General features: G+C 39.7%; 23 protein-coding genes. 11 read left to right on the plus strand and 12 right to left on the minus strand.

Annotated features, from left to right (window positions below):
* Positions 1–11: 11 nt before the first annotated feature.
* Positions 12–857 (minus strand): CYTH domain-containing protein, encoded by an 846-nt coding sequence (locus ICJ55_RS08820; RefSeq protein WP_188156466.1) that lies wholly within the window; start codon positions 855–857, stop codon positions 12–14.
* Positions 858–917: 60 nt separating this feature from the next.
* Between ICJ55_RS08820 and ICJ55_RS08825 the strand changes: the two genes are divergently transcribed.
* The 6 genes from ICJ55_RS08825 (at position 918) to holA (ending at position 8,809) form a co-directional block, all read left to right on the plus strand.
* The gene (locus ICJ55_RS08825) at positions 918–2,327 is read left to right on the plus strand and encodes a YcjX family GTP-binding protein (protein WP_188156467.1); all 1,410 of its coding nucleotides are present in this window, start codon (positions 918–920) and stop codon (positions 2,325–2,327) included.
* A gap of 133 nt (positions 2,328–2,460) precedes the next feature.
* Entirely contained in the window at positions 2,461–2,940 is a 480-nt protein-coding gene (gene smpB, locus ICJ55_RS08830; protein WP_188156468.1) for an SsrA-binding protein SmpB, read from the plus strand.
* 64 nt (positions 2,941–3,004) lie between these two features.
* Complete coding sequence (gene serS / locus ICJ55_RS08835; RefSeq protein WP_188156469.1) at positions 3,005–4,312, plus strand: serine--tRNA ligase; 1,308 nt, start codon at positions 3,005–3,007, stop codon at positions 4,310–4,312.
* Between the two features lie 158 nt (positions 4,313–4,470).
* Positions 4,471–7,056 carry a leucine--tRNA ligase gene (leuS, locus tag ICJ55_RS08840; protein WP_188156470.1) on the plus strand — a complete coding sequence of 862 codons (2,586 nt, stop codon included), beginning with the start codon at positions 4,471–4,473 and terminating at the stop codon, positions 7,054–7,056.
* 200 nt (positions 7,057–7,256) lie between these two features.
* Positions 7,257–7,745: an LPS-assembly lipoprotein LptE gene (locus ICJ55_RS08845; RefSeq protein ID WP_188156471.1), complete on the plus strand. Its 489-nt coding sequence runs from the start codon at positions 7,257–7,259 to the stop codon at positions 7,743–7,745.
* Between the two features lie 41 nt (positions 7,746–7,786).
* A complete protein-coding gene (gene holA / locus ICJ55_RS08850; RefSeq protein ID WP_188156472.1) occupies positions 7,787–8,809 on the plus strand; it encodes a DNA polymerase III subunit delta in 1,023 nt (340 codons plus the stop codon).
* Here the strand turns inward: holA and yacG are convergent, their stop codons facing one another.
* Genes yacG through ppdD form a run of 6 tightly spaced genes read right to left on the minus strand, consistent with a single transcriptional unit; the run spans position 8,810 to position 13,387 of the window.
* On the minus strand, positions 8,810–8,995 hold the full coding sequence (gene yacG, locus ICJ55_RS08855) for a DNA gyrase inhibitor YacG (RefSeq protein WP_025236197.1): 186 nt from the start codon (positions 8,993–8,995) through the stop codon (positions 8,810–8,812). It abuts the gene before it with no gap.
* Complete coding sequence (coaE, locus tag ICJ55_RS08860) at positions 8,977–9,612, minus strand: dephospho-CoA kinase (protein WP_188156473.1); 636 nt, start codon at positions 9,610–9,612, stop codon at positions 8,977–8,979. The genes yacG and coaE overlap by 19 nt, the downstream gene beginning before the upstream one ends.
* A 31-nt stretch (positions 9,613–9,643) precedes the next feature.
* Positions 9,644–10,300, minus strand: a complete 657-nt coding sequence (locus ICJ55_RS08865) for a prepilin peptidase (protein ID WP_188156474.1) — start codon at positions 10,298–10,300, stop codon at positions 9,644–9,646.
* A gap of 3 nt (positions 10,301–10,303) precedes the next feature.
* Entirely contained in the window at positions 10,304–11,500 is a 1,197-nt protein-coding gene (locus ICJ55_RS08870) for a type II secretion system F family protein (protein ID WP_188156475.1), read from the minus strand.
* Positions 11,493–12,884 carry a GspE/PulE family protein gene (locus ICJ55_RS08875; RefSeq protein ID WP_188156476.1) on the minus strand — a complete coding sequence of 464 codons (1,392 nt, stop codon included), beginning with the start codon at positions 12,882–12,884 and terminating at the stop codon, positions 11,493–11,495. The genes ICJ55_RS08870 and ICJ55_RS08875 overlap by 8 nt, the downstream gene beginning before the upstream one ends.
* Before the next feature lie 20 nt (positions 12,885–12,904).
* Positions 12,905–13,387 carry a prepilin peptidase-dependent pilin gene (gene ppdD / locus ICJ55_RS08880; protein WP_188156477.1) on the minus strand — a complete coding sequence of 161 codons (483 nt, stop codon included), beginning with the start codon at positions 13,385–13,387 and terminating at the stop codon, positions 12,905–12,907.
* A gap of 181 nt (positions 13,388–13,568) precedes the next feature.
* On the opposite strand from ppdD, the gene radA reads away from it, so the two are divergent.
* Positions 13,569–14,948, plus strand: a complete 1,380-nt coding sequence (radA, locus tag ICJ55_RS08885; RefSeq protein ID WP_188156478.1) for a DNA repair protein RadA — start codon at positions 13,569–13,571, stop codon at positions 14,946–14,948.
* 53 nt (positions 14,949–15,001) lie between these two features.
* Here radA and ICJ55_RS08890 read toward each other — a convergent pair whose 3' ends face one another.
* Both ICJ55_RS08890 and ICJ55_RS08895 read right to left on the minus strand, forming a co-directional pair.
* Positions 15,002–15,232: a YgjV family protein gene (locus ICJ55_RS08890; RefSeq protein WP_025236204.1), complete on the minus strand. Its 231-nt coding sequence runs from the start codon at positions 15,230–15,232 to the stop codon at positions 15,002–15,004.
* Between the two features lie 126 nt (positions 15,233–15,358).
* Complete coding sequence (locus ICJ55_RS08895; RefSeq protein WP_188156479.1) at positions 15,359–15,847, minus strand: dihydrofolate reductase; 489 nt, start codon at positions 15,845–15,847, stop codon at positions 15,359–15,361.
* A 111-nt stretch (positions 15,848–15,958) separates the two neighbouring features.
* On the opposite strand from ICJ55_RS08895, the gene proB reads away from it, so the two are divergent.
* From proB to ICJ55_RS08915, 4 genes are read left to right on the plus strand one after another with little or no spacing between them, the layout of a single operon-like run.
* Entirely contained in the window at positions 15,959–17,050 is a 1,092-nt protein-coding gene (gene proB, locus ICJ55_RS08900) for a glutamate 5-kinase (RefSeq protein WP_188156480.1), read from the plus strand.
* Entirely contained in the window at positions 17,050–17,814 is a 765-nt protein-coding gene (locus tag ICJ55_RS08905) for a TSUP family transporter (protein WP_188156481.1), read from the plus strand. Before proB ends, ICJ55_RS08905 begins: the two co-directional genes overlap by 1 nt.
* 2 nt (positions 17,815–17,816) lie before the next feature.
* Positions 17,817–18,452 (plus strand): endonuclease III, encoded by a 636-nt coding sequence (gene nth, locus ICJ55_RS08910; protein WP_188156482.1) that lies wholly within the window; start codon positions 17,817–17,819, stop codon positions 18,450–18,452.
* Positions 18,453–18,486: 34 nt separating this feature from the next.
* Entirely contained in the window at positions 18,487–19,734 is a 1,248-nt protein-coding gene (locus ICJ55_RS08915) for a multifunctional CCA addition/repair protein (protein ID WP_188156483.1), read from the plus strand.
* Positions 19,735–19,773: 39 nt separating this feature from the next.
* Here the strand turns inward: ICJ55_RS08915 and iscX are convergent, their stop codons facing one another.
* Genes iscX through ICJ55_RS08930 form a run of 3 tightly spaced genes read right to left on the minus strand, consistent with a single transcriptional unit; the run spans position 19,774 to position 20,691 of the window.
* Positions 19,774–19,968, minus strand: coding sequence for a Fe-S cluster assembly protein IscX (iscX, locus tag ICJ55_RS08920; RefSeq protein ID WP_006248391.1), 195 nt, complete (start codon positions 19,966–19,968; stop codon positions 19,774–19,776).
* Complete coding sequence (gene fdx, locus ICJ55_RS08925; RefSeq protein WP_188156484.1) at positions 19,968–20,309, minus strand: ISC system 2Fe-2S type ferredoxin; 342 nt, start codon at positions 20,307–20,309, stop codon at positions 19,968–19,970. Before fdx ends, iscX begins: the two co-directional genes overlap by 1 nt.
* Positions 20,310–20,325: 16 nt before the next feature.
* Positions 20,326–20,691, minus strand: a complete 366-nt coding sequence (locus tag ICJ55_RS08930) for an Imm51 family immunity protein (RefSeq protein ID WP_188156485.1) — start codon at positions 20,689–20,691, stop codon at positions 20,326–20,328.
* Positions 20,692–20,697 lie beyond the last annotated feature (6 nt).

Genomic DNA, 20,697 nt, shown 5'->3' on the forward strand with positions numbered 1-20,697 from the left:
GTGGCTTTCTACTATAATTCTTTCAAGGTAGCTAAATTTGCAATCAAATAATCTCGACTTTTCACAAACGCTTTCGCATTTTCCCAAGTATCTAATTGCTGATTTGTACATTGATTAAATCGTGCTAATACTGCTTTATTTTCATTACTTACCCGAATAAAGTCAGCCAGTTTCTGCTCAAGTTGATAGCTGTTTTCTCGTTGCATAACTTTTGTAATTTCTTGCTCAAATTTAGCCGCTTGCCCCAGCAAATAACCACGCTGAGCCTTGCTTAAACCACTGAGCCACATTCCGTCTGTTTTTGGTATTTGCTCTACCAACACAAAGAGGTCTGCAAGCTCTCCCTTCTTAATTTCAAACTCCAGCTCACAAATAGCTTCTTCACCGTAGGTATTTTTTATCACACCGTGATCTAACGCAACTTCAATTTCAGACATCCCAACTTTCAACAACCACGTTTGACGGGTGAAATCAGTACTAAATGTAGCCTGCAAACAATGGTTAATTTCCGCTGCATTCTCAAATGGCAACTGGAATTTTTCCACTAAAACGGCAAAATCAGGCTTAGGGCTGGAAAGAGGCAAATTATATTCAGGGCGAATGTGTAATCCACCTATAATCTCTCCTTTGGTTTTAAGCGTGATTTCAAATTGATGGTTTTGCGAACGAACCCGTAGTCCCATCTGCTGTGAAGCAAAAAACTGCTCCGGCGTATCGTAATAGGAATTACCTAGTTCTACCGTTTCACGAGCCAATAATTGAGCTTCTTGATTGTTCAGCCAAGTTTCGAGCGTCGGCACATTTTGTGGGTCGAGCATTATTTTCAGCTCAATTTCCGCTTGATTTTTGTTTTCCATTTCACACTACTCTGCAACGTTGTATAATCAAGCGGTCATTTTATCAATAAATTTTGCAAAATGTTTTCTAAAATTCAGCATAAACTCAATAACTTTGTTCAACGTGGTTTGGATAACCACTTACGCCTTGCCGTTACAGGCTTAAGCCGTAGCGGAAAAACTGCATTTATTACCAGCTTTGTTGATCAACTTTTACATATCAACAAATCAGGCAATACCCATTTGAATTTATTTGCTCCAGCCCGTAACGGACAAATTTTGTCTGTTAAGCGAGTAGAACAGGGGGATTTAACCATTCCTCGTTTTGAATATGACAAAAACCGCCAATGCTTTGAAGCTAATCCGCCTCGTTGGTCAAATTCCACGACGGGAATTAGCGAAATTCGCCTTGCGATTCGCTATCAAAGGCAGAACTCGCTACTCCGCCATATTAAAGAAACCGGTACGCTTTATTTAGATATTTTTGATTATCCGGGTGAATGGTTATTGGATTTACCACTTCTCTCTCTTTCCTATAAAGAGTGGTCGCAAACGCAACAAGCTGTACATAAAGATGAACGTGCGGAACTGGCTCAATCTTGGTTACAAGCGGTCAAAAAACTCGATCTTTTTGCAAAAGCCGATGAAAACTTACTGGCGGATTTGAGCCAGCAATACACCGATTATTTACTCGCGTGTAAAGCACAGGGAATGCAATATATTCAGCCGGGTAGATTTGTATTGCCAACCGAAAATACTAAAGGTGCACCTGTTTTCCAATTCTTCCCATTGTTAGATTTAAGCGAGGCGGATTGGGAAAAATTAGAACAAAGCGATAAAAACAGTTTTTTCTATACGTTAAAAAAACGCTACGAACATTACCAGAAAAAAATTGTGAAGCCGTTTTATGAGGATTATTTCTCTCAATTTGACCGCCAAGTGATTTTGGCGGACTGCCTCACACCATTAAACTATGGCTACAATGAATTTATGGAAATGAAATTAGGGCTACAACAGCTTTTTAAACACTTCCATTATGGCAATCGCTCATTGTTTAGTCGCCTGTTTTCCTCAAACATCGACAAGTTGCTCTTTATTGCCACCAAAGCAGACCATATCACCAGTGATCAAGTACCTAACTTAGAAAGCCTGATGCGACAACTTGTGCAAGAAGGCGGCAGACACGCTGAATTTGATGGCATTGAAACAGGCTATTTAGCCATTTCCGCCATTCAAGCAACTGATGCAGTAAAAGTAACTCAAAACGATAAAACCATCAGAGCCATTCGAGGCATTCGCTCAAGCGATAAAAAACAAGTTACGCTCTACCCTGGCACTGTGCCAAGCCGCTTGCCTGATAAAAACTATTGGCAATTTAACCGTTTTGAGTTCGACCAATTTGAACCGAAACAAATTGACTATGATCAACCTATCCCCCATTTGAGAATGGATTCCGTGTTGCAGTTTTTACTAGCAGATAGGTTCGAGTAATCACAAGCGGTGCTTTTTTCTCAATTTCTTGCAAATTTTTCCGAAAATTTGACCGCTTGCAAAGGTTTTCGCTGTTCACTGTTGAGCTCGTTTAAGGTAGAATTTAAAGAATTTTTATAACACTTTTAAAATTATGGCAAAAAAACCAAAAGCTGCATCAAATACGATTGCACTCAACAAACGTGCCAGACACGAATACTTTATTGAAGATGAAATTGAAGCGGGTATTGAGCTACAAGGCTGGGAAGTAAAAGCACTTCGAGCAGGAAAAGGCAATATCAGCGACAGTTATGTTATCTTCCGAAACGGTGAAGCCTTTTTATTCGGGGCGATGATTACCCCGTTGAATATGGCATCAACTCATATTGTGTCAGACCCAACCCGTACACGAAAATTATTGCTCAATAAACGTGAGTTAGATTCGCTTTTTGGTAAAGTAAACCGTGAAGGCTACACCATTGTAGCAACCTCAATGTATTGGAAGAATGCCTGGGCGAAAGTGAAAATCGGCTTGGCAAAAGGTAAAAAACTACACGATAAACGTGAAGACATTAAAGACCGTGAATGGCAGGTCGCAAAACAACGCATTATGAAAAATGCAAATCGTGGCTAACCAATACAACATTCAAAAATAAACTGACGTGCTCAGTACGTCTTTACAAAAATAGGAAATTAATATGATCGACCAAAATCTACTTCGTACCAACCTAGATGAAATTGCACAAGCACTTAAAATTAAACGTAATTTCATTTTAGACGTAGAACGTGTAAAAACCCTTGAAGAACAACGTAAAACCTTGCAAGTGAAAACGGAAACCTTGCAAGCAGAGCGTAACACCCGCTCGAAAAATATCGGGGCAGCGAAAGCTCGTGGTGAAGATATTTCAGCACTTTTAGCAGAAGTCGATTCAATGGGTAACGAGTTAGATACCGCAAAAGTAGAGCTCGATAAAGTACAAAATGAAATCCGTGAATTGCTTTTGTCTGTACCAAACTTACCGGCAGAAGAAGTACCATTAGGTAAAGATGATAACGAAAACCTTGAAGTTTCTCGTTGGGGTGAACCTCGTCAATTTGATTTTGAAGTGAAAGATCACGTAGCTTTAGGTGAAAACTTAGGCGGGTTAGACTTTGAATCCGGCGTAAAATTGACTGCAAGCCGTTTTGTGGTAATGAAAGGCAAATTAGCCCGTTTACACCGTGCATTATCGCAATTTATGTTAGACCTACACACCGAACAACATGGCTATGTAGAAACTAACGTACCGTTTTTAGTGAACCACGACACTCTTTACGGTACAGGTCAGCTACCAAAATTCGGTGAAGATTTATTCCACACCCAGCCATTGACCGGACAAGATCCAAATGAAGTTCAGCGTTCTTATAGCTTAATTCCAACGGCTGAAGTACCGGTAACTAACTTAGTGCGTGATGTAATTATTGATGAAGAGACACTTCCATTACGTTATACCGCACATACTCCGTGCTTCCGTTCTGAAGCCGGTTCTTATGGTCGTGACACCCGTGGTTTAATCCGTATGCACCAATTCGAGAAAGTGGAAATGGTGCAAATTGTTGCCCCTGAAAAATCAATGGAAGCTTTAGAAGAATTAACCGGCCATGCGGAAAAAGTATTACAACTTTTAGGCTTGCCATACCGCAAAGTGCTACTCTGCACAGGCGATATGGGCTTTGGTTCAGCTAAAACTTACGATTTAGAAGTGTGGCTACCGGCTCAAAATACTTACCGTGAAATTTCATCTTGCTCAAATATGTGGGATTTCCAAGCTCGCCGTATGGCAGCCCGTTGCAAAGCGAAAAGCGATAAGAAAACCCGCTTGGTACATACGCTAAACGGTTCAGGTTTAGCGGTAGGTCGTACGCTCGTTGCAGTGCTTGAAAACTACCAAAATGCAGATGGCTCAATCACCGTGCCTGAGGTGTTAAGACCTTATATGGGTGGTTTGGAAGTGATTACGGCTTAATGTTTTGAATTCGATAAAACCAATCTCAGAAATGAGGTTGGTTTTTTATTTATTTTGCAAAAAACCGTCCAAATCCCACCGCTTGCCATTCAAAAAAGCCCTGTTTTGCGGTATCATCACAGCAATTTTTTAACTAATTCAACGCAAGGTTAGATTTTATGCAACAACAATACAACCCAAGTGAAATTGAACCAAAGGTTCAGCACTATTGGGCAGAAAACAAAGTTTTTAAAGCCGTTAAAGACATTACTAAAGAGAAATATTATTGCCTTTCAATGTTGCCTTATCCATCTGGCAAATTACATATGGGACACGTGCGTAACTATACGATTGGCGATGTGGTTTCACGCTACCAACGTATGATCGGCAAAAACGTACTCCAGCCAATGGGTTGGGACGCTTTCGGCTTACCGGCGGAAGGGGCTGCGGTGAAAAACAACACTGCTCCGGCTAAGTGGACGTACGAAAATATCGAATATATGAAAGGTCAGCTCAAAATGTTGGGCTTTTCTTACGATTGGGATCGTGAAGTAACCACTTGCCGCCCTGAATATTATAAATGGGAACAATGGTTCTTTACTGAGCTTTATAAAAAAGGCTTGGTCTATAAAAAAACCTCAACCGTAAACTGGTGTCCGAACGATGAAACCGTGCTTGCCAATGAGCAGGTTCACGAAGGCTGCTGCTGGCGTTGCGACACCCCTGTTGAACAACGTGAAATTCCACAATGGTTTATCAAAATTACCGACTATGCAGAAGAATTATTAAACTGCTTAGATAACTTACCGCAATGGCCGGATCAAGTAAAAACAATGCAACGCAACTGGATTGGTCGTTCAGAAGGTGTGGAAATCACCTTCAAAATTGCCGGTTCAAATGCCACCTTGCCTGTTTACACCACTCGCCCTGATACTTTCTTTGGCGTGAGCTATGTGGCAGTAGCAGCGGCTCACCCATTAGCAGAACTGGCAGCGGAGAATAACCCTGAATTAGCCGAATTTATCCGTGAGGCAAAAAACACCAAAGTCGCAGAAGCTGAACTTGCCACAATGGAGAAAAAAGGAATGGCGACAGGCTTGTTCGCTATTCACCCATTAACAGGCAAAGAAGTGCCGGTTTGGGTCGCTAACTTTGTGTTAATGCACTACGGAACAGGTGCGGTAATGGCTGTGCCGGCTCACGATGAGCGTGATTTTGAATTTGCTCAAAAATACGATTTGCAAATTAATCAAGTAATTCAACCGCTTGATGGTTCAGAATGGGACTTCAGCAAAGCAGCCTATACTGAACATGGTAAATTAGTGAATTCTGCTGAATTTGACGGTTTAGAGTTCGATGCAGCGTTTAATGCGATTGCCGATAAATTAGAATCAATGGGCGTGGGCAAACGCCAAGTGAATTTCCGTCTGCGTGACTGGGGGGTTTCCCGCCAACGTTATTGGGGTGCACCAATTCCAATGATGACAACTGAAGATGGCAAAGTGGTAACCGTTCCATTAAACGATTTACCGGTTATTCTGCCTGAAGATGTGGTAATGGACGGTGTGAAAAGCCCGATTAAAGCTGATCCTGAATGGGCAAAAACCACTTACAACGGCAAACCTGCATTGCGTGAAACAGACACTTTCGATACCTTTATGGAATCATCGTGGTATTATGCACGCTACACTTGTCCGCAATATTCTGAGGGAATGTTAGATTCTGATGAGGCAAACTACTGGTTACCGGTGGATCAATATATCGGCGGTATTGAGCACGCTACAATGCACTTGCTCTACTTCCGTTTCTTCCATAAATTATTGCGTGATGCGGGTATTCTAAATTCAGACGAGCCGGCAACTAAACTTTTATGTCAAGGTATGGTGCTTGCCGATGCGTTCTACTACACCAGCCCAACTAACGAGCGGATTTGGGTAAGCCCAACGCAAGTCACCTTGGAGCGTGATGAGAAAGGCAGAATCATTAAAGCAACCGATCCTGAAGGACGGGAATTGGTTCACAGTGGTATGACCAAAATGTCGAAATCGAAAAATAACGGTATCGACCCACAAGAAATGGTGGAAAAATATGGTGCAGACACTGTTCGCTTATTTATGATGTTCGCATCGCCTGCAGAAATGACCCTTGAATGGCAAGAATCCGGCGTAGAAGGGGCTAAGCGTTTCTTAGGTCGTGTGTGGAATTTAGTCTATGAATATGTTCAAAACCCGGCAACTGCTGGTTTAGATGTGAATGGGTTAAACAAAGCACAAAAAGAGCTACGCCGTGATGTACATAAAACCATTGCGAAAGTATCTGATGATATTGGTCGCCGCCAAACTTTCAATACCGCGATTGCGGCGGTAATGGAATTAATGAATAAGCTAACCAAAGCCCCACTTGAGTCTGAACAAGACAAAGCGGTAATGGCTGAAGCATTAAGTGCAGTGGTGCGTATGCTCTACCCAATCACACCGCATATCTGTTTTGAATTATGGCAAGCTTTAGGTAATGAAAAAACTATCGACTTCGCTCCTTGGGTTCAAGCAGATGAAACCGCAATGGTGGAAGATGAAAAACTCGTTGTGGTGCAAGTAAACGGTAAAGTGCGTGGTAAAATCACGGTTTCTGCAACAGCAACCGAAGATGAAGTTAAAGCGATTGCAAAAGCTGACCCAAACGTTGCTAAATTCTTAGATGGTCAGGAGATCATCAAAGAAATCTACATTCCGTTTAAAATGTTGAGCTTTGTGGTTAAAAGCTAAATCCTTCTCTCCCCTTGTGGGAGAGAGACCGAAAAATGCACCATTTAGGTGTATTTTTCAGAGAGAGGGGTAAATAACAAGCGGTCATTTTTACTGACATTTCTGCAAAAATCCTCTCTCCCTGCTTTTTCTTCTAAACGAAGAAAAATCTATCCCTCCCCCACAAGGGGAGATGGGGAAACCAACAAGGAAATCTAATTATGCTTAAAAAACTCTCTCTCCTTGCTGTATTTGCTCTAACAGCTTGCGGTTGGCATTTCAAAAACAACGAAATATTACCTGAATCACTCAGAACATTAACCTTCGAAAGTGCAGATCAACATAGTGAAATGTCTCGCATTTTGCGTAACCAATTGCAATTAAGCGATGTAAAATTAGTGCCAAGTAATGCGAATGTTACAAAACTTCGCCTTGTTTCAACATCAGCAGATAGCAAAGTTGTTTCTGTTTTTAAACAAGCCCGTGAAGCAGAAAAAATCTTAACCTTAAATGTTGAAGCCATTGCTGATATTCCAAATAAAGGGCAATATCCACTAGAAGTTTCGGTTCACCGCACTTTCTTTGATGACTCTCGTGCAGCCCTTGCAAAATCAGCAGAACAAGAGATGATTATGAAAGATATGTATGAGCAGGCTTCTCGTCAGCTTATTATTAAAATGGCAACATTGAAAAAAGAACTTTCAAAATAATTATTATAAGGGCGAAGCCTTTTTCGCCCATTGTTATCTCTATGCAAAAAATCTTCCCGGAAACACTTCAGCACTCTTTAAGCAAAGGATTACAACCCTTTTATCTATTAACAGGGAACGATTTACTTTTGGTTAATGAAACCAAAGATTTAATTATTCAAATTGCCCGCTCAGACGGCTTTGATGAAAAGAAAGAGATTGAAATTAAGAATGACACAAACTGGGAAACTCTTTTTGAAGCAACTCAAGAGATGGGGTTATTTTTTACACGCCAAATTCTTATTCTCAATTTTCCCGATTCGCCAACGGCTACACAATTAAAAAAACTTGCTGAGCTTTGTGCTTTAATTCATTCTGATCTACTCTTTATTTTGCATTTACCAAAATTTTCCAAAACGATGGAAAAGCAGGCTTGGTTTAGCCAAATTGAACCTCAATTAGTGCAAATTAATTGCCAAACGCCCGAAATTAGCAAACTACCGCAATGGTTAAATAATCGAGTCAAAGAGATGAATTTACAGATTGAGGCTGAAGCAAATCAGCTACTCTGCTATAGCTACGAGGGCAACTTACTTGCATTAAAACAAGCATTACAGCTGCTACAGCTTCAATGCAATGATAGCAAAATTACCCTTAATAAAGTCAAAGAAATGGTAGAGAATTCAGCTCAATTTACCCCATTCCAATGGATTGATGCCCTTTTCGAAGGGAAAATAGGGCGAGCTCAACGCATTTTACATCATCTCCAAAATGAAGAAGTGCAAGCGGTTGTTTTATTACGCATTGTACAAAAAGAGCTAATGATTTTACTTGAAATTACCCGCTCTCCAACACCAGTATTAAGTGAGCAAGCTCTCTTTAATGGTAATTTACGAACAGAATTTGACCGATTGAAGATCTGGCAAAATCGCAGACCATTCTACAGCCAAGTGGTACAACGTTTAACCTATAAAAAACTTTACGCCTTAATCCAACAGCTTGCTGAATTAGAGCGTAAAATAAAACAAGAATTTAGCGATGATATTTGGCTAGAGCTAGAGCGTTTCTCTGCTCAATTTGCATAACTAATATTTCTCCAAATCTTCACTGAAAAGCTCCGCCTCTTCACTCGCTATGGCGTGCTTTTCCGCCGCCCAATCGCCTAAATCAATGATCTGACAACGCTCACTACAAAATGGGCGGTATTTACTTTCCTTATTCCAAACCACTTCTTTTTCACAAGTTGGACAATTTACGATGGTTTCTGGCATTCTTTCTCCTTTTTTGCTAATACCAAGTATTTATGATGTAACGCTTGAACCTGTTCTTTAATTAAAGGTAATCCTTGCTCAAGTAGCAGATTATTTTCAATCACATCATCAGCGTAGCTTAATCTTTCCGCATGGCTCACTTGAGCAGCCATTATATTTTTAATGGTTTCAACTTTGCTTTTATCCCGCCGAGTAGCTCGTTCCAATTGAATTTCCGGGCTAACATCAACCACTAATACTCTATCGCAAAGCTCGGTTAATTTATTTTCAATTAATAACGGAACAACCCAAATCACATAACAAGCGGTCGATTCTTGCAATTTTTTTACCATTTCTGCTCGAATAGCTGGGTGGAGCAAATTATTTAACCACGTTTTTTCTGCCTCATTATTAAACACAATTTGGCGAAGTGCGGTACGGTCTAGCTCTTTTTCGTCGGTTAAAATCTGTTGTCCGAAATGCTCGACAATTTTTTCTAATAACGGCGAGCCTTTTTCCACTACTTGGCGGGCGACAATATCCGCATCAATAATTTCCACGCCTAGCTCGGCAAATAAATTAGACACTGTTGTTTTACCACTGCCAATTCCGCCTGTTAAGCCGACAACGTAAGTCATAAAAATTCCTCAAAATTAAAGTTTCTCAATTCTAGTAATTAATCCCTCTGCTTTCAAGCGTTACAACAGCACTCATCGCCAAACTAATAAACGGAATAAATGCCAACTTTTCTAAGTTTTGCTTTTTTATCCACCAATAAGCAAAATAGTAAAAAATACCTAGCAAACAGGCAATTAATATCAGCAATAACATTTTTTCTACATCAAATAAGGGAGATAAAGCTAGTAATAACAACATATCGCCAGAACCAAATGTTTCTTTTTTAAAAATAATAGAAGAGAAAAGAGCTATGAATAGGCAAAATAATGAGGTAAACAATAAAGTCTCATTATGGAAATTATTTAATCCTTTCCATAAAACAAGTAGAAAAATAAGCCCGATATAGCGAGTATCTGTCAGGTAGTAGCAAATATCTAAAAGGGAGAGAAAACAAAGTAGAATAAAAATTACGCCAATAGTCAGATTTTCCGAACAATACATAATAAGTGGAAAAAGCAAAAAAAAGAGGTTTGCCCATCTTGTTTGTTGAGGTTTTAACGCAGATTGTGCAATAAATTCCTGTTCGCTTAACTCAAACTGATGGATTGAGCTCACTTCTTGATAAATTTGCTGGTTTATTCGTGTCGCAAATCTTGGGATTTCCGCTTTAAACCAAAATGCGGATAAAATGGAAAGTAAAAGCCACATAAATTACTCCACTAAACTTCCCATATCAAAAATCGGTAAGTATAGCCCGACAATAATCGTGCCGACAATCACGCCCATTAGTAGCATCAACATTGGCTCTAATAACTGGGAGAGAATATCAATTTGATAATCCAGTTTTTGTTGGTATATCTCGCTAATATGCTCACACATTTTAGCAACATTGCCGCTCCGCTCGCCTATTTCGATCATTTGTGGCATCTCTAAGCCAAATACATTTGGGTTAATGCCTTGCGAAAATTTATAGCCTTGCTGCAAAAGATTAAGCATAAACTCAACCTCTTTTTGTAAGATAGGATCATCGCTTTTTTCGGATAAAAACGATTTTAATGCGATATCTAACGGAATATGAGCATTCAACATTAATGCAATATTTTGGCTAAAAAAGACTATTCGTGCTTGTTCTATAATTTGCCTAAAAATAGGGAGTTTAGACAATAACCTAAGTTTCAATTTCGTCCTCCAATTCCCTCTTTTTGCAAAAAATAAGAAAAAAATGACCGCTAGTAATAATAAAGTGAATAAAAGGTTTTTCTGCTCAATCAAACATCGAGAAAGAGAAAATAAAATGTCGGTAATCAGTGGTAAAGCTTGTGCTTTTGTACCATAAAGCTCGGCAAATTGTGGCACGATAAATACTAAAAGCCCGATAGAAAGAGAGAGTGAGATAAACAGTACTATTACAGGATAAAACAGGATTTTCTTAACCTTTTTAGCCAATTTATCTGCCTTAACTCTGCTTTCCGCTAAATTGGTTAAAATAAAACCGAGTTTTCCACTCTGCTCGCCCATTTTAATCAGTTGAATTTCTTGGTTAGTAATAAATTTATTGAGTTTTTCTAAAGATTGCGAAAAAGAGTAACCGCTTTCAATTAACTGAATTAATTCACTTAGCCATTGATATAACCTAATATTTCGGCAATTTTGTAAAATCAAAAAGAGAGCTTGCTTTAATGGAACGGCAGAATTCACTAACAATGCCAGTTGAGATAAAAATTGGCTGATCTCCTCTTTTTTCGGATTTTGCGAAAAGACAAAATTTCGGCTAACTCGAATTTGTTCATAACCTTTTGCAAGTAATGTGCTTTCAAGCTCTTCTCGGCTTAAAGATAACAGCCTACCTTTACGCTTTTGTTGAAAACGATCTATCGCTTTCCAATGAAATTCATAAATTTTAACCATTACCTAACACCCTAAAAATTTCTGCCTGATTGGTTTTTCCTTCCGCTAATTTTTCTTTCGCACTTTCAGCTAAGGTTTCAAAATCTAAACAAGCGGTCGTTTTTTCAAAATTTTTTGCAGATCGACTGAATAGTTGATACACCCCAATTCTGCCTTTATAACCCTGATAACAATGCTCACAACTAATGCCACCACATTTTGTGCAAGTTCGTCTTAATAAACGTTGAGCCACCACAAGCAATAACGCATTTTTCAGCTCGAATTCTTTTATCCCGAGTTGCAACAATCGCTCAATTGCAGAAGGAGCATCATTGGTATGCAATGTTGAAAGCACTAAATGCCCTGTTTGAGCCGCTCTCAAGGCAATTTCCGCACTCTCTTCATCACGAATTTCCCCAAGCATAATGATGTCTGGATCTTGACGGAGAAAGGTTCTCAACAGTTGGCTGAAATCAAGATTAATGCCCCTGTTTACTTGGGTTTGAATAATACCTTCTATCTCAATTTCAATCGGATCTTCTACCGTTAATATATGCTTTTCGCTAGTATTAAGATGGCTTAATGCACTATATAAAGTGATACTTTTTCCGCTACCTGTTGGACCTGTTACTAAAATTAATCCTTGAGGTTGGTTGAGTGCATTGAGTAATGTTTCTTTTTGGTTTTGGTTAAAACCTAACTCCAGAAAATCCAAATTAGTCGGTTTATTCTTTTGAAGCCGAAGGACGACTTTTTCACCCAAATGGGTAGGTAAAGTTGAAACTCGGAAATCTAAGATTTCCGCTAAAATTGTTTTGAAGTGAAATTGCCCATCTTGTGGTAAACGGGTTTCACTAATATCTAATTTAGCCAATAATTTAATGCGAGAAATCAGTCTACTCGATAAACTTTGTGGGAGTGTTTTATAAATATGCAGCACGCCATCAATTCTCAGCCGAATGAGTAATTTCTCTTTTTGCGGTTCAAGATGAATATCTGAAGCGTTATTTTTTAAACAGAATTTAAACAGATTATCTAAAATTTGGATAATCGGATCATTTCTGTCTATTTGCTCCGAATGTGCTAATGAATACGCTACATTATCCTCATAAATTTCACTCTGCAAACTACTCTGTTCGGGTGAAAGGGCATTGAGCAGAAACTTCAATTCATCGGAGGAAATCAAAACAGGTTCAATTTGCTTATGGTAGATAAAGGCAAAAATCTCACAAGCACTGATATTTTGCATATCGTCTACCGCCAACCATAATTGAGATTGTGTTTCTTGAAGTGGCACAGCCAAATATCGCAATAAAATCTGTTTTTCATTGCAATTTTTCTGCCACTGCTCGCTCGAAATTTCAATCATTTCTTGGTTGGCTAAATCGGTAACTGAATACGACATTTTGATTTCCTCAAGATGAATTAGTCGTTTGATGCAGCTGATGCGGTATTACAAAAGCCTGCAGGGAAAAGGCTGGTATCTTTACCGCTACAACTCGATGACCAACTAATCGTATTGTTTGCAAATTTTGGTGTTAACGTATAACTATAACCTTCAAGCGAGCCTTTGCCTGTTACGGTAATAATGCCTTTAGTTACGGTAATCGAATTAAGATATTTGGTTTCATTACCACTCGTTTTATTGGCTTGAATACCATTTGTACCACCGGAGCAATTATCCAGCCCATTACTATTATAAATACACAGCTCAACATCTGATTTATAAGAAGCCGAAGCCCGCAACAGCTCCGATAACGCTGCTTTTTGCGTATAAGAGTTGTAGGACGGAATTGCAATGGTTGCAAGAATGGCAATGATCGCAATCACGATCATCAACTCAATTAAGGTAAACGCCTTGTGTAATTGACGAGTGTAAAGCGGTCGAAAATGGACAATTTTTTGCATATAAATTCCTTATGAATAAAACGCCAAAACAGCTTGGCGATGAAAGTGTGCAAATTTTTTACCATTTTTGCGATAAACAAATTTCAATTTTTCGATGCAGATCGAAAAAATAAAATTTCCATCTGTTTATCTATACAGTTTTTTGCTAGAATTCCATAAATTTGAGGATTGAGGATAAAAAATGGCAAAAGCACCAAAAACCGCCTATGTTTGTAATGATTGCGGTGCAGAATATTCCCGTTGGATGGGGCAATGCAAAGAATGTAAGGCTTGGAATACGATTAGCGAAGTACGATTAATTTCGAGTAAAGAAGCTGCAAAATCTGACCGCTTCAGTGGCTATGCAGGCGAAACCTCAGGCAAAGTACAGGCACTTTCCGATATTAGCCTACAAGAAGTACCTCGTTTTAGTAGTGGCTTTAATGAGCTGGATCGTGTGCTAGGTGGTGGTGTTGTGCCGGGTTCGGCTATTTTGATTGGTGGACACCCCGGTGCCGGGAAAAGTACATTATTGCTACAAGTAATGTGCGGATTGGCTCAACATATCCCAACTCTCTACGTAACAGGGGAAGAATCATTACAACAAGTTGCAATGCGTGCTAATCGTTTGGGTTTACCTACGCAAAATCTAAAAATGCTCTCTGAAACTTCTGTAGAGCATATTTGCAATATTGCCGACCAAGAAAAGCCGAAAATTATGGTGATCGACTCTATACAAGTAATGCACTTGTCAGATATTCAATCTTCTCCCGGCAGTGTTTCACAGGTTCGAGAATGTGCCTCGTTTTTAACTCGTTATGCCAAAACCCGCCAAGTGGCAATTATTATGGTTGGGCACGTTACTAAAGATGGTACGCTTGCCGGTCCAAAAGTATTAGAACACGCGATTGATGCCTCATTATTACTGGAAGGTGAATCTGACTCTCGTTTTAGAACCTTACGTAGCCAAAAAAACCGCTTTGGTGCGGTCAATGAATTAGGCGTATTTGCAATGACAGAGCTGGGCTTGAAAGAAGTTAAAAACCCTTCTGCCATTTTCTTGAGCCGTAGCGAAGAGCAAACACCGGGTAGCTCGGTAATGGTGCTTTGGGAAGGAACACGTCCATTGCTGGTGGAAATTCAAGCATTGGTGGATCACTCGATGCTGGCTAACCCTCGCCGTGTAGCAGTTGGTTTAGATCATAACCGTTTATCGCTATTACTTGCCGTTTTGCATCGACACGGCGGATTACAAATGTCGGATCAAGATGTTTTTGTGAACGTGGTTGGTGGCGTGAAAGTAACAGAAACCAGTGCCGATCTCGCCTTGATCTTAGCGTTAATTTCAAGTTTCCGAAATCGCCCTTTGCCGCAAGATTTGGTGGTATTTGGCGAAGTAGGATTAGCTGGTGAAATCCGCCCTGTTACCAGCGGACAAGAACGTATCAGCGAAGCCGCTAAACACGGCTTTAGGCGAGCGATTATTCCACACGGAAACGCTCCCAAAAAAGCGATTAAAGATATGGAGGTATTTACCGTGAAAAAACTCAGCGATGCGTTAGATATTCTTGGCAATCTATAAAATAACAATACCGCTTAAAGCTAGGCTATAAGCGGTCTTTTTTCACTAAAATTTTACGCCTGTGCGACTTCGGATTTATTACCTTTAAAAATATAATACAAATTAATACAAACCACCAAAGCATTCAAACCTGTTACCGGAATTGAGCCAATCAGCAAACCATAAACCACAAAACAGGCACAACCTAATGAATTGACTAAACGAAGTTTAATTACATCTTTTAATAAAAACGAACTAGCAACTAATACCATTGCAACATAGCCTAAAATTTCAACATAGTTCATTGAAGTCTCCTCAAATTAAAATAAACACCTATATTCTAAAATGTCTGCGATTATTTGTATCTAAGGCTAAAAATAGCAAAGGTTTGCGTTCACATTTTTTATTTCTAATTGATTATTTATTCATCATTAGCAACGTTCAAGCACCATAAAATGGCAACGATATAGATTATTTTCATCAATTTCTGACCATTTTTCTTCAACTAACTGCCAATTTTCTTCATCAAATTCAAAGAAGGTATCGCCCTCAATTTCTGCCTGAATTTCGGTTAAATAAAGCGTATCTGCCGTTGGTAAGGCTTGTTTAAATAACTCTCCGCCACCGATAATCATAATTTCATCGCTATTTGCAAAACTTTTGGCTAATTCGACCGCTTGTTCCAACGATGTTGCCGAATAAGCCCCTTCCACCTCAAAACCTGAACGAGAAAGAATAACATTCGGGCGTTTTGGCAATAACCGCCCGATAGATTCATAGGTTTTCCGCCCCATAATTACCGGTTTTCCCACCGTATTTTGGCGAAACCAGGCTAAATCTACAGGTAAATACCACGGCATTTGGTTATTTTTACCGATAACTTTATTCTTTGTTCTGGCAACGATGACGCTAATTTTCATTTTCTATCCTTTTATGCAATTTGGTTTGATTTTATATCAAATTAAGCGTGATTTTACACCTTAAAAGTGATAATTTTATTCACATAATTTTTAATATAAAGTGAAGCCGTTATGTCAAAAACTATCGTCATTAAATTTGGAACAAGCACTCTCACCCACGGCACAAAAAGTTTAAGCCGTCCCTATATGCTGGAATTGGTGAAACAAATTGCACAGTTACACCAAAATCACCGAGTAATAGTAGTAACTTCCGGTGCAGCCGCAGCAGGGCGTGATTACTTAGGACACCCTGAGTTACCCAAAACATTAGCATCCAAGCAAATGTTAGCCGCAGTTGGGCAAAGCCAGCTCATTCGTGTATGGGAAAATTTATTTGATATTTACAATATTCATATCGGGCAGATGCTATTAACTCGAGCAGATCTGGACGATCGTGAACGTTTTCTAAATGCCCGTGATACGCTTGATGCCTTGCTTGCTCAGAAAATCATTCCAGTGATCAATGAAAATGATGCCGTTGCCACCGAAGAGTTTAAAGTAGGCGATAACGATAATTTATCTGCATTAGTTGCTATCCTTGCTCAGGCAGATCAGCTCTATTTATTGACCGATCAAGAAGGGTTATTCAGTGCCGATCCTCGCTCAACCCCTGATGCTAAATTGCTCTCGATAGTTGAAAAAATCACGCCTGAAATCCGACAAATTGCAGGTGGTAGTTCAACCGGATTAGGCACAGGCGGAATGAGTACCAAAATTACCGCAGCTGATATTGCTACTCGTTCAGGCGTAGAAACCATCATAGCATCAGGTTCTCGCCCAAATGTGTTGGTGGATTTAGCTAATGGAGAAAATATCGGCAGTAAATTTTTAGTGCAATCTGACCGCTTGGAAGGCAGAAAACGTTGGTTATTTGCCGCTCCACAAGTGGGTGAAATTGTGGTCGATCTCGGAGCAGAAAAAGCCTTGCTTGAACACAAATCACTACTGCCTGTGGGCGTTTCACACATTAAAGGCGAGTTTACACGGGGGGAAGTGATTAAAATCTTCAACCAAGATGGGAAACCAATTGCACTTGGTATTGCCCGTTATAGCAGTGAGGCACTACTTCGCATTAAAGGTAAAAAATCGAAAGAGATTGAATCGCTACTCGGTTATGAATTTGGCTCGGTTGCCGTTCACAGTGATGAAATGGTGGTGTATTAATGGAACTGGGAATTGATATTTTAGCTATTTTATTTGGTGTTGCTATACTTGCCGGCTTTATTGATGCAATTGCCGGCGGTGGCGGTTTACTCACTATTCCGGCATTGATGGCGGCAGGGTTGCCACCGGCAATGGCTTTAGGTACAAATAAATTACAAGCCTGTGGTGGATCATTTTCTGCTTCATTTTATTTTATTCGCAAAAAAGCGGTCAATTTAAAACAAATTTGGCTACTAATTTTATGTACATTTATTGGCTCGGCTGCCGGCACTATTTTTGTTCAAAGCATTGATGTGGAATTTCTGAAAACGTTACTCCCATTTTTAATTTTGATTATTGGCATCTATTTTTTAGTCAGCCCAAGTGTAGGCGATGAAGATCGCAAACAACGAATTAGCTTTACTGTATTTGCATTTACCGCTTCCGTTGCACTCGGTTTCTATGACGGTATGTTTGGACCTGCAACAGGCTCTTTTATTACATTAGCCTTTATTTTGTTACTAGGTTTTAATCTCCCGAAAGCAGTCGCACACGCAAAAGTGATTAATTTTACCTCTAACTTCGCCTCACTTATTTTCTTTACCATTGGTGGTGCAGTTATCTGGAAAGTCGGCTTAATAATGATGGTCGGGCAATTTATTGGTGGCACACTCGGTGCTAAAATGGTAATGACTAAAGGCAAAAAATTAATCCGCCCAATGCTGGTAACAATGTCCTTTATTATGGTTGCCAAAATGCTCTACGAACAAGGAATTTTTAATTAACAATGAATAAAGCAAAACGCATTGAAATTTTAACCCGCTTACGCAATGAAAACCCAAAGCCAACCACTGAACTCAATTATAGTAATCCATTTGAATTACTCATTGCGGTTATTCTCTCTGCACAAGCAACCGATAAAGGGGTAAACAAAGCGACCGATAAATTATTCCCTATAGCCAATACACCACAAGCAATTTTAGATTTAGGAGTTGATGGGCTAAAAGAATACATCAAAACCATCGGCTTATTTAATAGCAAAGCGGAAAATATTATCAAAACTTGTCGGGATCTGATTGAAAAACATAATGGCGAAGTGCCGGAAGATCGTGATGCTCTCGAAGCTCTTGCCGGTGTAGGTAGAAAAACAGCGAATGTGGTAATGAATACTGCTTTCGGACACCCAACCATTGCGGTGGATACCCATATTTTCCGAGTGTCTAACCGCACCAATTTCGCTCCCGGCAAAAATGTGGTACAAGTTGAAGAAAAATTACTTAAAGTTGTGCCAGATGAATTTAAAGTGGATGTTCACCATTGGCTGATTTTACACGGTCGTTACACTTGCGTTGCCCGTAAGCCACGTTGCGGTTCGTGTATTATTGAAGATTTATGTGAGTTTAAAGAAAAAACGGATATGTAGTAACAAGCGGTTGCTTTTTTGAGATTTTTTGCAAATGGATATTTATTTAGTGGGCGGTGCGGTGCGAGATCAGCTTCTCGGCTTACCCGTGAAAGACCGAGATTTTTTAGTGGTGGGGGCAACTGCTGAACAATTATTAGCCCAAGACTTTCAACAAGTGGGAGCAGATTTTCCTGTTTTCCTCCACCCCGAAACTAAAGAAGAGTATGCTCTAGCCCGCCAAGAGCGTAAGCAGGGTAAAGGTTACAATGGCTTCATCTGCGATTTCTCACCAACTGTAACCCTTGAGCAAGACTTAATCCGCCGAGATTTAACCATTAATGCCATTGCACAAGATGAAGCTGGAAAGATTTTCGACCCCTATGGTGGTGTTCAAGACCTAGAAAACAGAATTTTACGCCATATCTCCCCTGCTTTTAGTGAAGACCCGTTGCGTGTATTACGTGTCGCCCGCTTTGCTGCTCGCTTTCACACCTTTGGATTTACCATTGCAGATGAAACCTTAGCCTTAATGCAAGAGCTTTCTAGCAGCGGTGAGCTAGAAAACCTCACTGCTGAACGAATATGGCTTGAGACAGCGAAAGCCTTCGCAGAAGAAAGTCCTCAAGTTTATTTTAATGTTTTACGCCAAGTTGGGGCGTTAAAAGTGCTTTTCCCCGAAATTGATAAACTTTTTGGTGTGCCACAACCCCCTCAACACCACCCAGAGATTGATTCCGGCATACATACTTTAATGGTATTAAAGCAGGCTAAGCAACTTGCAAAAAATGCGGAAAATCCGACCGCTTTACTCTTCTCTGCCCTGTGCCACGACTTAGGAAAAGGGCTAACCTCTTCAGATATTCTCCCGCATCATTACGGACACGAGGTAAAAGGCATTCAACCCACTCGAAATTTAGCCAATCGACTCAAAATTCCAACAGAGGTTAAAGATTTTGCTCTTTTAGTAACTGAATACCATACCCATTGCCACAAAATGGCAGAACTTCGTCCAGAAACCGTGATCAAGTTGTTTAATGCCCTTGATGTTTGGCGAAAACCACAACGCTTTTTCGATTTCTTATTAGCCTGCGAAGCCGATGCAAAAGGACGATTAGGCTTTGAAAACCGCGAGTACTCCCAAGCTGAACTTGCAAAAAAATATTACCAAGCCGCAATGCAAGTTGATGCACAACAAGTCATTCAAGACGGTTTTGAAAAGCAGGGTATTAAAGAAGAGATGAATAAGCGTAGAGCTTATGCTGTGAAAAAACTAAAAACAAGCACATTGTTAATGTATTGAATATAAAAAACCTAAAGCCAATGCTTTAGGTTTTCTTTTTTACTCGTACTCTTCTAACCAAATGGTTAAAATCGCTTCTAAAATATGCTCATTTGATGCTTCAGGATCATCATCGAAATCTTCCATTTCGCAGATCCATTTGTGCATATCGGTAAAACGTACGGTGGTTGGATCTAAATCTGGATTCATATCATACAGATTTTCTGCGATCATTCGGGTGTCTGTCCATTTCATTAGTGTGCCGCCTCATTTGCGTGGTTTAAGTTATATTTTGGAATTTCCACAACAAGGTCTTCCTCGCCAACAACACATTGGCAACTTAAACGGCTATCCATTTCCAAGCCCCAAGCCTTGTCTAACATATCTTCTTCTTGATCTGTTGTGTCGTTTAAAGAGTCAAAGCCCTCACGAATTACTACGTGGCAAGTGGTACAAGCACAAGAACAGTCGCAAGCGTGATGAATTTCAACACCGGCATCGTGTGCAACTTCTAATAAATTATCCCCAGCTTTAGCTTCAACAACCATACCTTCTGGGCAGAACTCTTCGTGTGGAAGAAATACAATTTTTGGCATCTTAATTTTCCTTTAATTAATCCCATTCAATATTATCTATATGCTCACCAATGAAGTTAAGAACTTCGTCTTCATTCTCAACCAAATAGACAATAATATTTTTCAATTCTCTCGCTTTTTCTTTGTTTTTTTCCGAAAGCGGATAAGTTACATAATAGCACCCTGCTTCAGGATCTTCCTCTAATAACTCTAATAGGCTTGGTCGATAAATACTGAGATAAGCTCTTAAAAATGCTGCCCAATTATAGCCATTCATATAAGCAACGTCATATTCATCATTAATCCGCTCGCCCAATTCAAAAATACGGTTATCTTCTAAATCAAACTCCACTGCAACCGTTCTAAACTGCTCTGAGAGCTCGATTTTTACATAATTAGACATAACAGG

It is taken from the genome of Mannheimia bovis, from assembly GCF_014541205.1.
GTDB lineage: Bacteria > Pseudomonadota > Gammaproteobacteria > Enterobacterales > Pasteurellaceae > Mannheimia > Mannheimia bovis.

Bases quoted from the DNA above. Each gene is read 5' to 3' on its own strand.
- ICJ55_RS08820 (WP_188156466.1), bottom strand. From the start codon at position 857: ATGGAAAACAAAAATCAAGCGGAAATTGAGCTGAAAATAATGCTCGAC.
- ICJ55_RS08825 (WP_188156467.1), top strand. From the start codon at position 918: ATGTTTTCTAAAATTCAGCATAAACTCAATAACTTTGTTCAACGTGGT.
- smpB (WP_188156468.1), top strand. From the start codon at position 2,461: ATGGCAAAAAAACCAAAAGCTGCATCAAATACGATTGCACTCAACAAA.
- serS (WP_188156469.1), top strand. From the start codon at position 3,005: ATGATCGACCAAAATCTACTTCGTACCAACCTAGATGAAATTGCACAA.
- leuS (WP_188156470.1), top strand. From the start codon at position 4,471: ATGCAACAACAATACAACCCAAGTGAAATTGAACCAAAGGTTCAGCAC.
- ICJ55_RS08845 (WP_188156471.1), top strand. From the start codon at position 7,257: ATGCTTAAAAAACTCTCTCTCCTTGCTGTATTTGCTCTAACAGCTTGC.
- holA (WP_188156472.1), top strand. From the start codon at position 7,787: ATGCAAAAAATCTTCCCGGAAACACTTCAGCACTCTTTAAGCAAAGGA.
- yacG (WP_025236197.1), bottom strand. From the start codon at position 8,995: ATGCCAGAAACCATCGTAAATTGTCCAACTTGTGAAAAAGAAGTGGTT.
- coaE (WP_188156473.1), bottom strand. From the start codon at position 9,612: ATGACTTACGTTGTCGGCTTAACAGGCGGAATTGGCAGTGGTAAAACA.
- ICJ55_RS08865 (WP_188156474.1), bottom strand. From the start codon at position 10,300: ATGTGGCTTTTACTTTCCATTTTATCCGCATTTTGGTTTAAAGCGGAA.
- ICJ55_RS08870 (WP_188156475.1), bottom strand. From the start codon at position 11,500: ATGGTTAAAATTTATGAATTTCATTGGAAAGCGATAGATCGTTTTCAA.
- ICJ55_RS08875 (WP_188156476.1), bottom strand. From the start codon at position 12,884: ATGTCGTATTCAGTTACCGATTTAGCCAACCAAGAAATGATTGAAATT.
- ppdD (WP_188156477.1), bottom strand. From the start codon at position 13,387: ATGCAAAAAATTGTCCATTTTCGACCGCTTTACACTCGTCAATTACAC.
- radA (WP_188156478.1), top strand. From the start codon at position 13,569: ATGGCAAAAGCACCAAAAACCGCCTATGTTTGTAATGATTGCGGTGCA.
- ICJ55_RS08890 (WP_025236204.1), bottom strand. From the start codon at position 15,232: ATGAACTATGTTGAAATTTTAGGCTATGTTGCAATGGTATTAGTTGCT.
- ICJ55_RS08895 (WP_188156479.1), bottom strand. From the start codon at position 15,847: ATGAAAATTAGCGTCATCGTTGCCAGAACAAAGAATAAAGTTATCGGT.
- proB (WP_188156480.1), top strand. From the start codon at position 15,959: ATGTCAAAAACTATCGTCATTAAATTTGGAACAAGCACTCTCACCCAC.
- ICJ55_RS08905 (WP_188156481.1), top strand. From the start codon at position 17,050: ATGGAACTGGGAATTGATATTTTAGCTATTTTATTTGGTGTTGCTATA.
- nth (WP_188156482.1), top strand. From the start codon at position 17,817: ATGAATAAAGCAAAACGCATTGAAATTTTAACCCGCTTACGCAATGAA.
- ICJ55_RS08915 (WP_188156483.1), top strand. From the start codon at position 18,487: ATGGATATTTATTTAGTGGGCGGTGCGGTGCGAGATCAGCTTCTCGGC.
- iscX (WP_006248391.1), bottom strand. From the start codon at position 19,968: ATGAAATGGACAGACACCCGAATGATCGCAGAAAATCTGTATGATATG.
- fdx (WP_188156484.1), bottom strand. From the start codon at position 20,309: ATGCCAAAAATTGTATTTCTTCCACACGAAGAGTTCTGCCCAGAAGGT.
- ICJ55_RS08930 (WP_188156485.1), bottom strand. From the start codon at position 20,691: ATGTCTAATTATGTAAAAATCGAGCTCTCAGAGCAGTTTAGAACGGTT.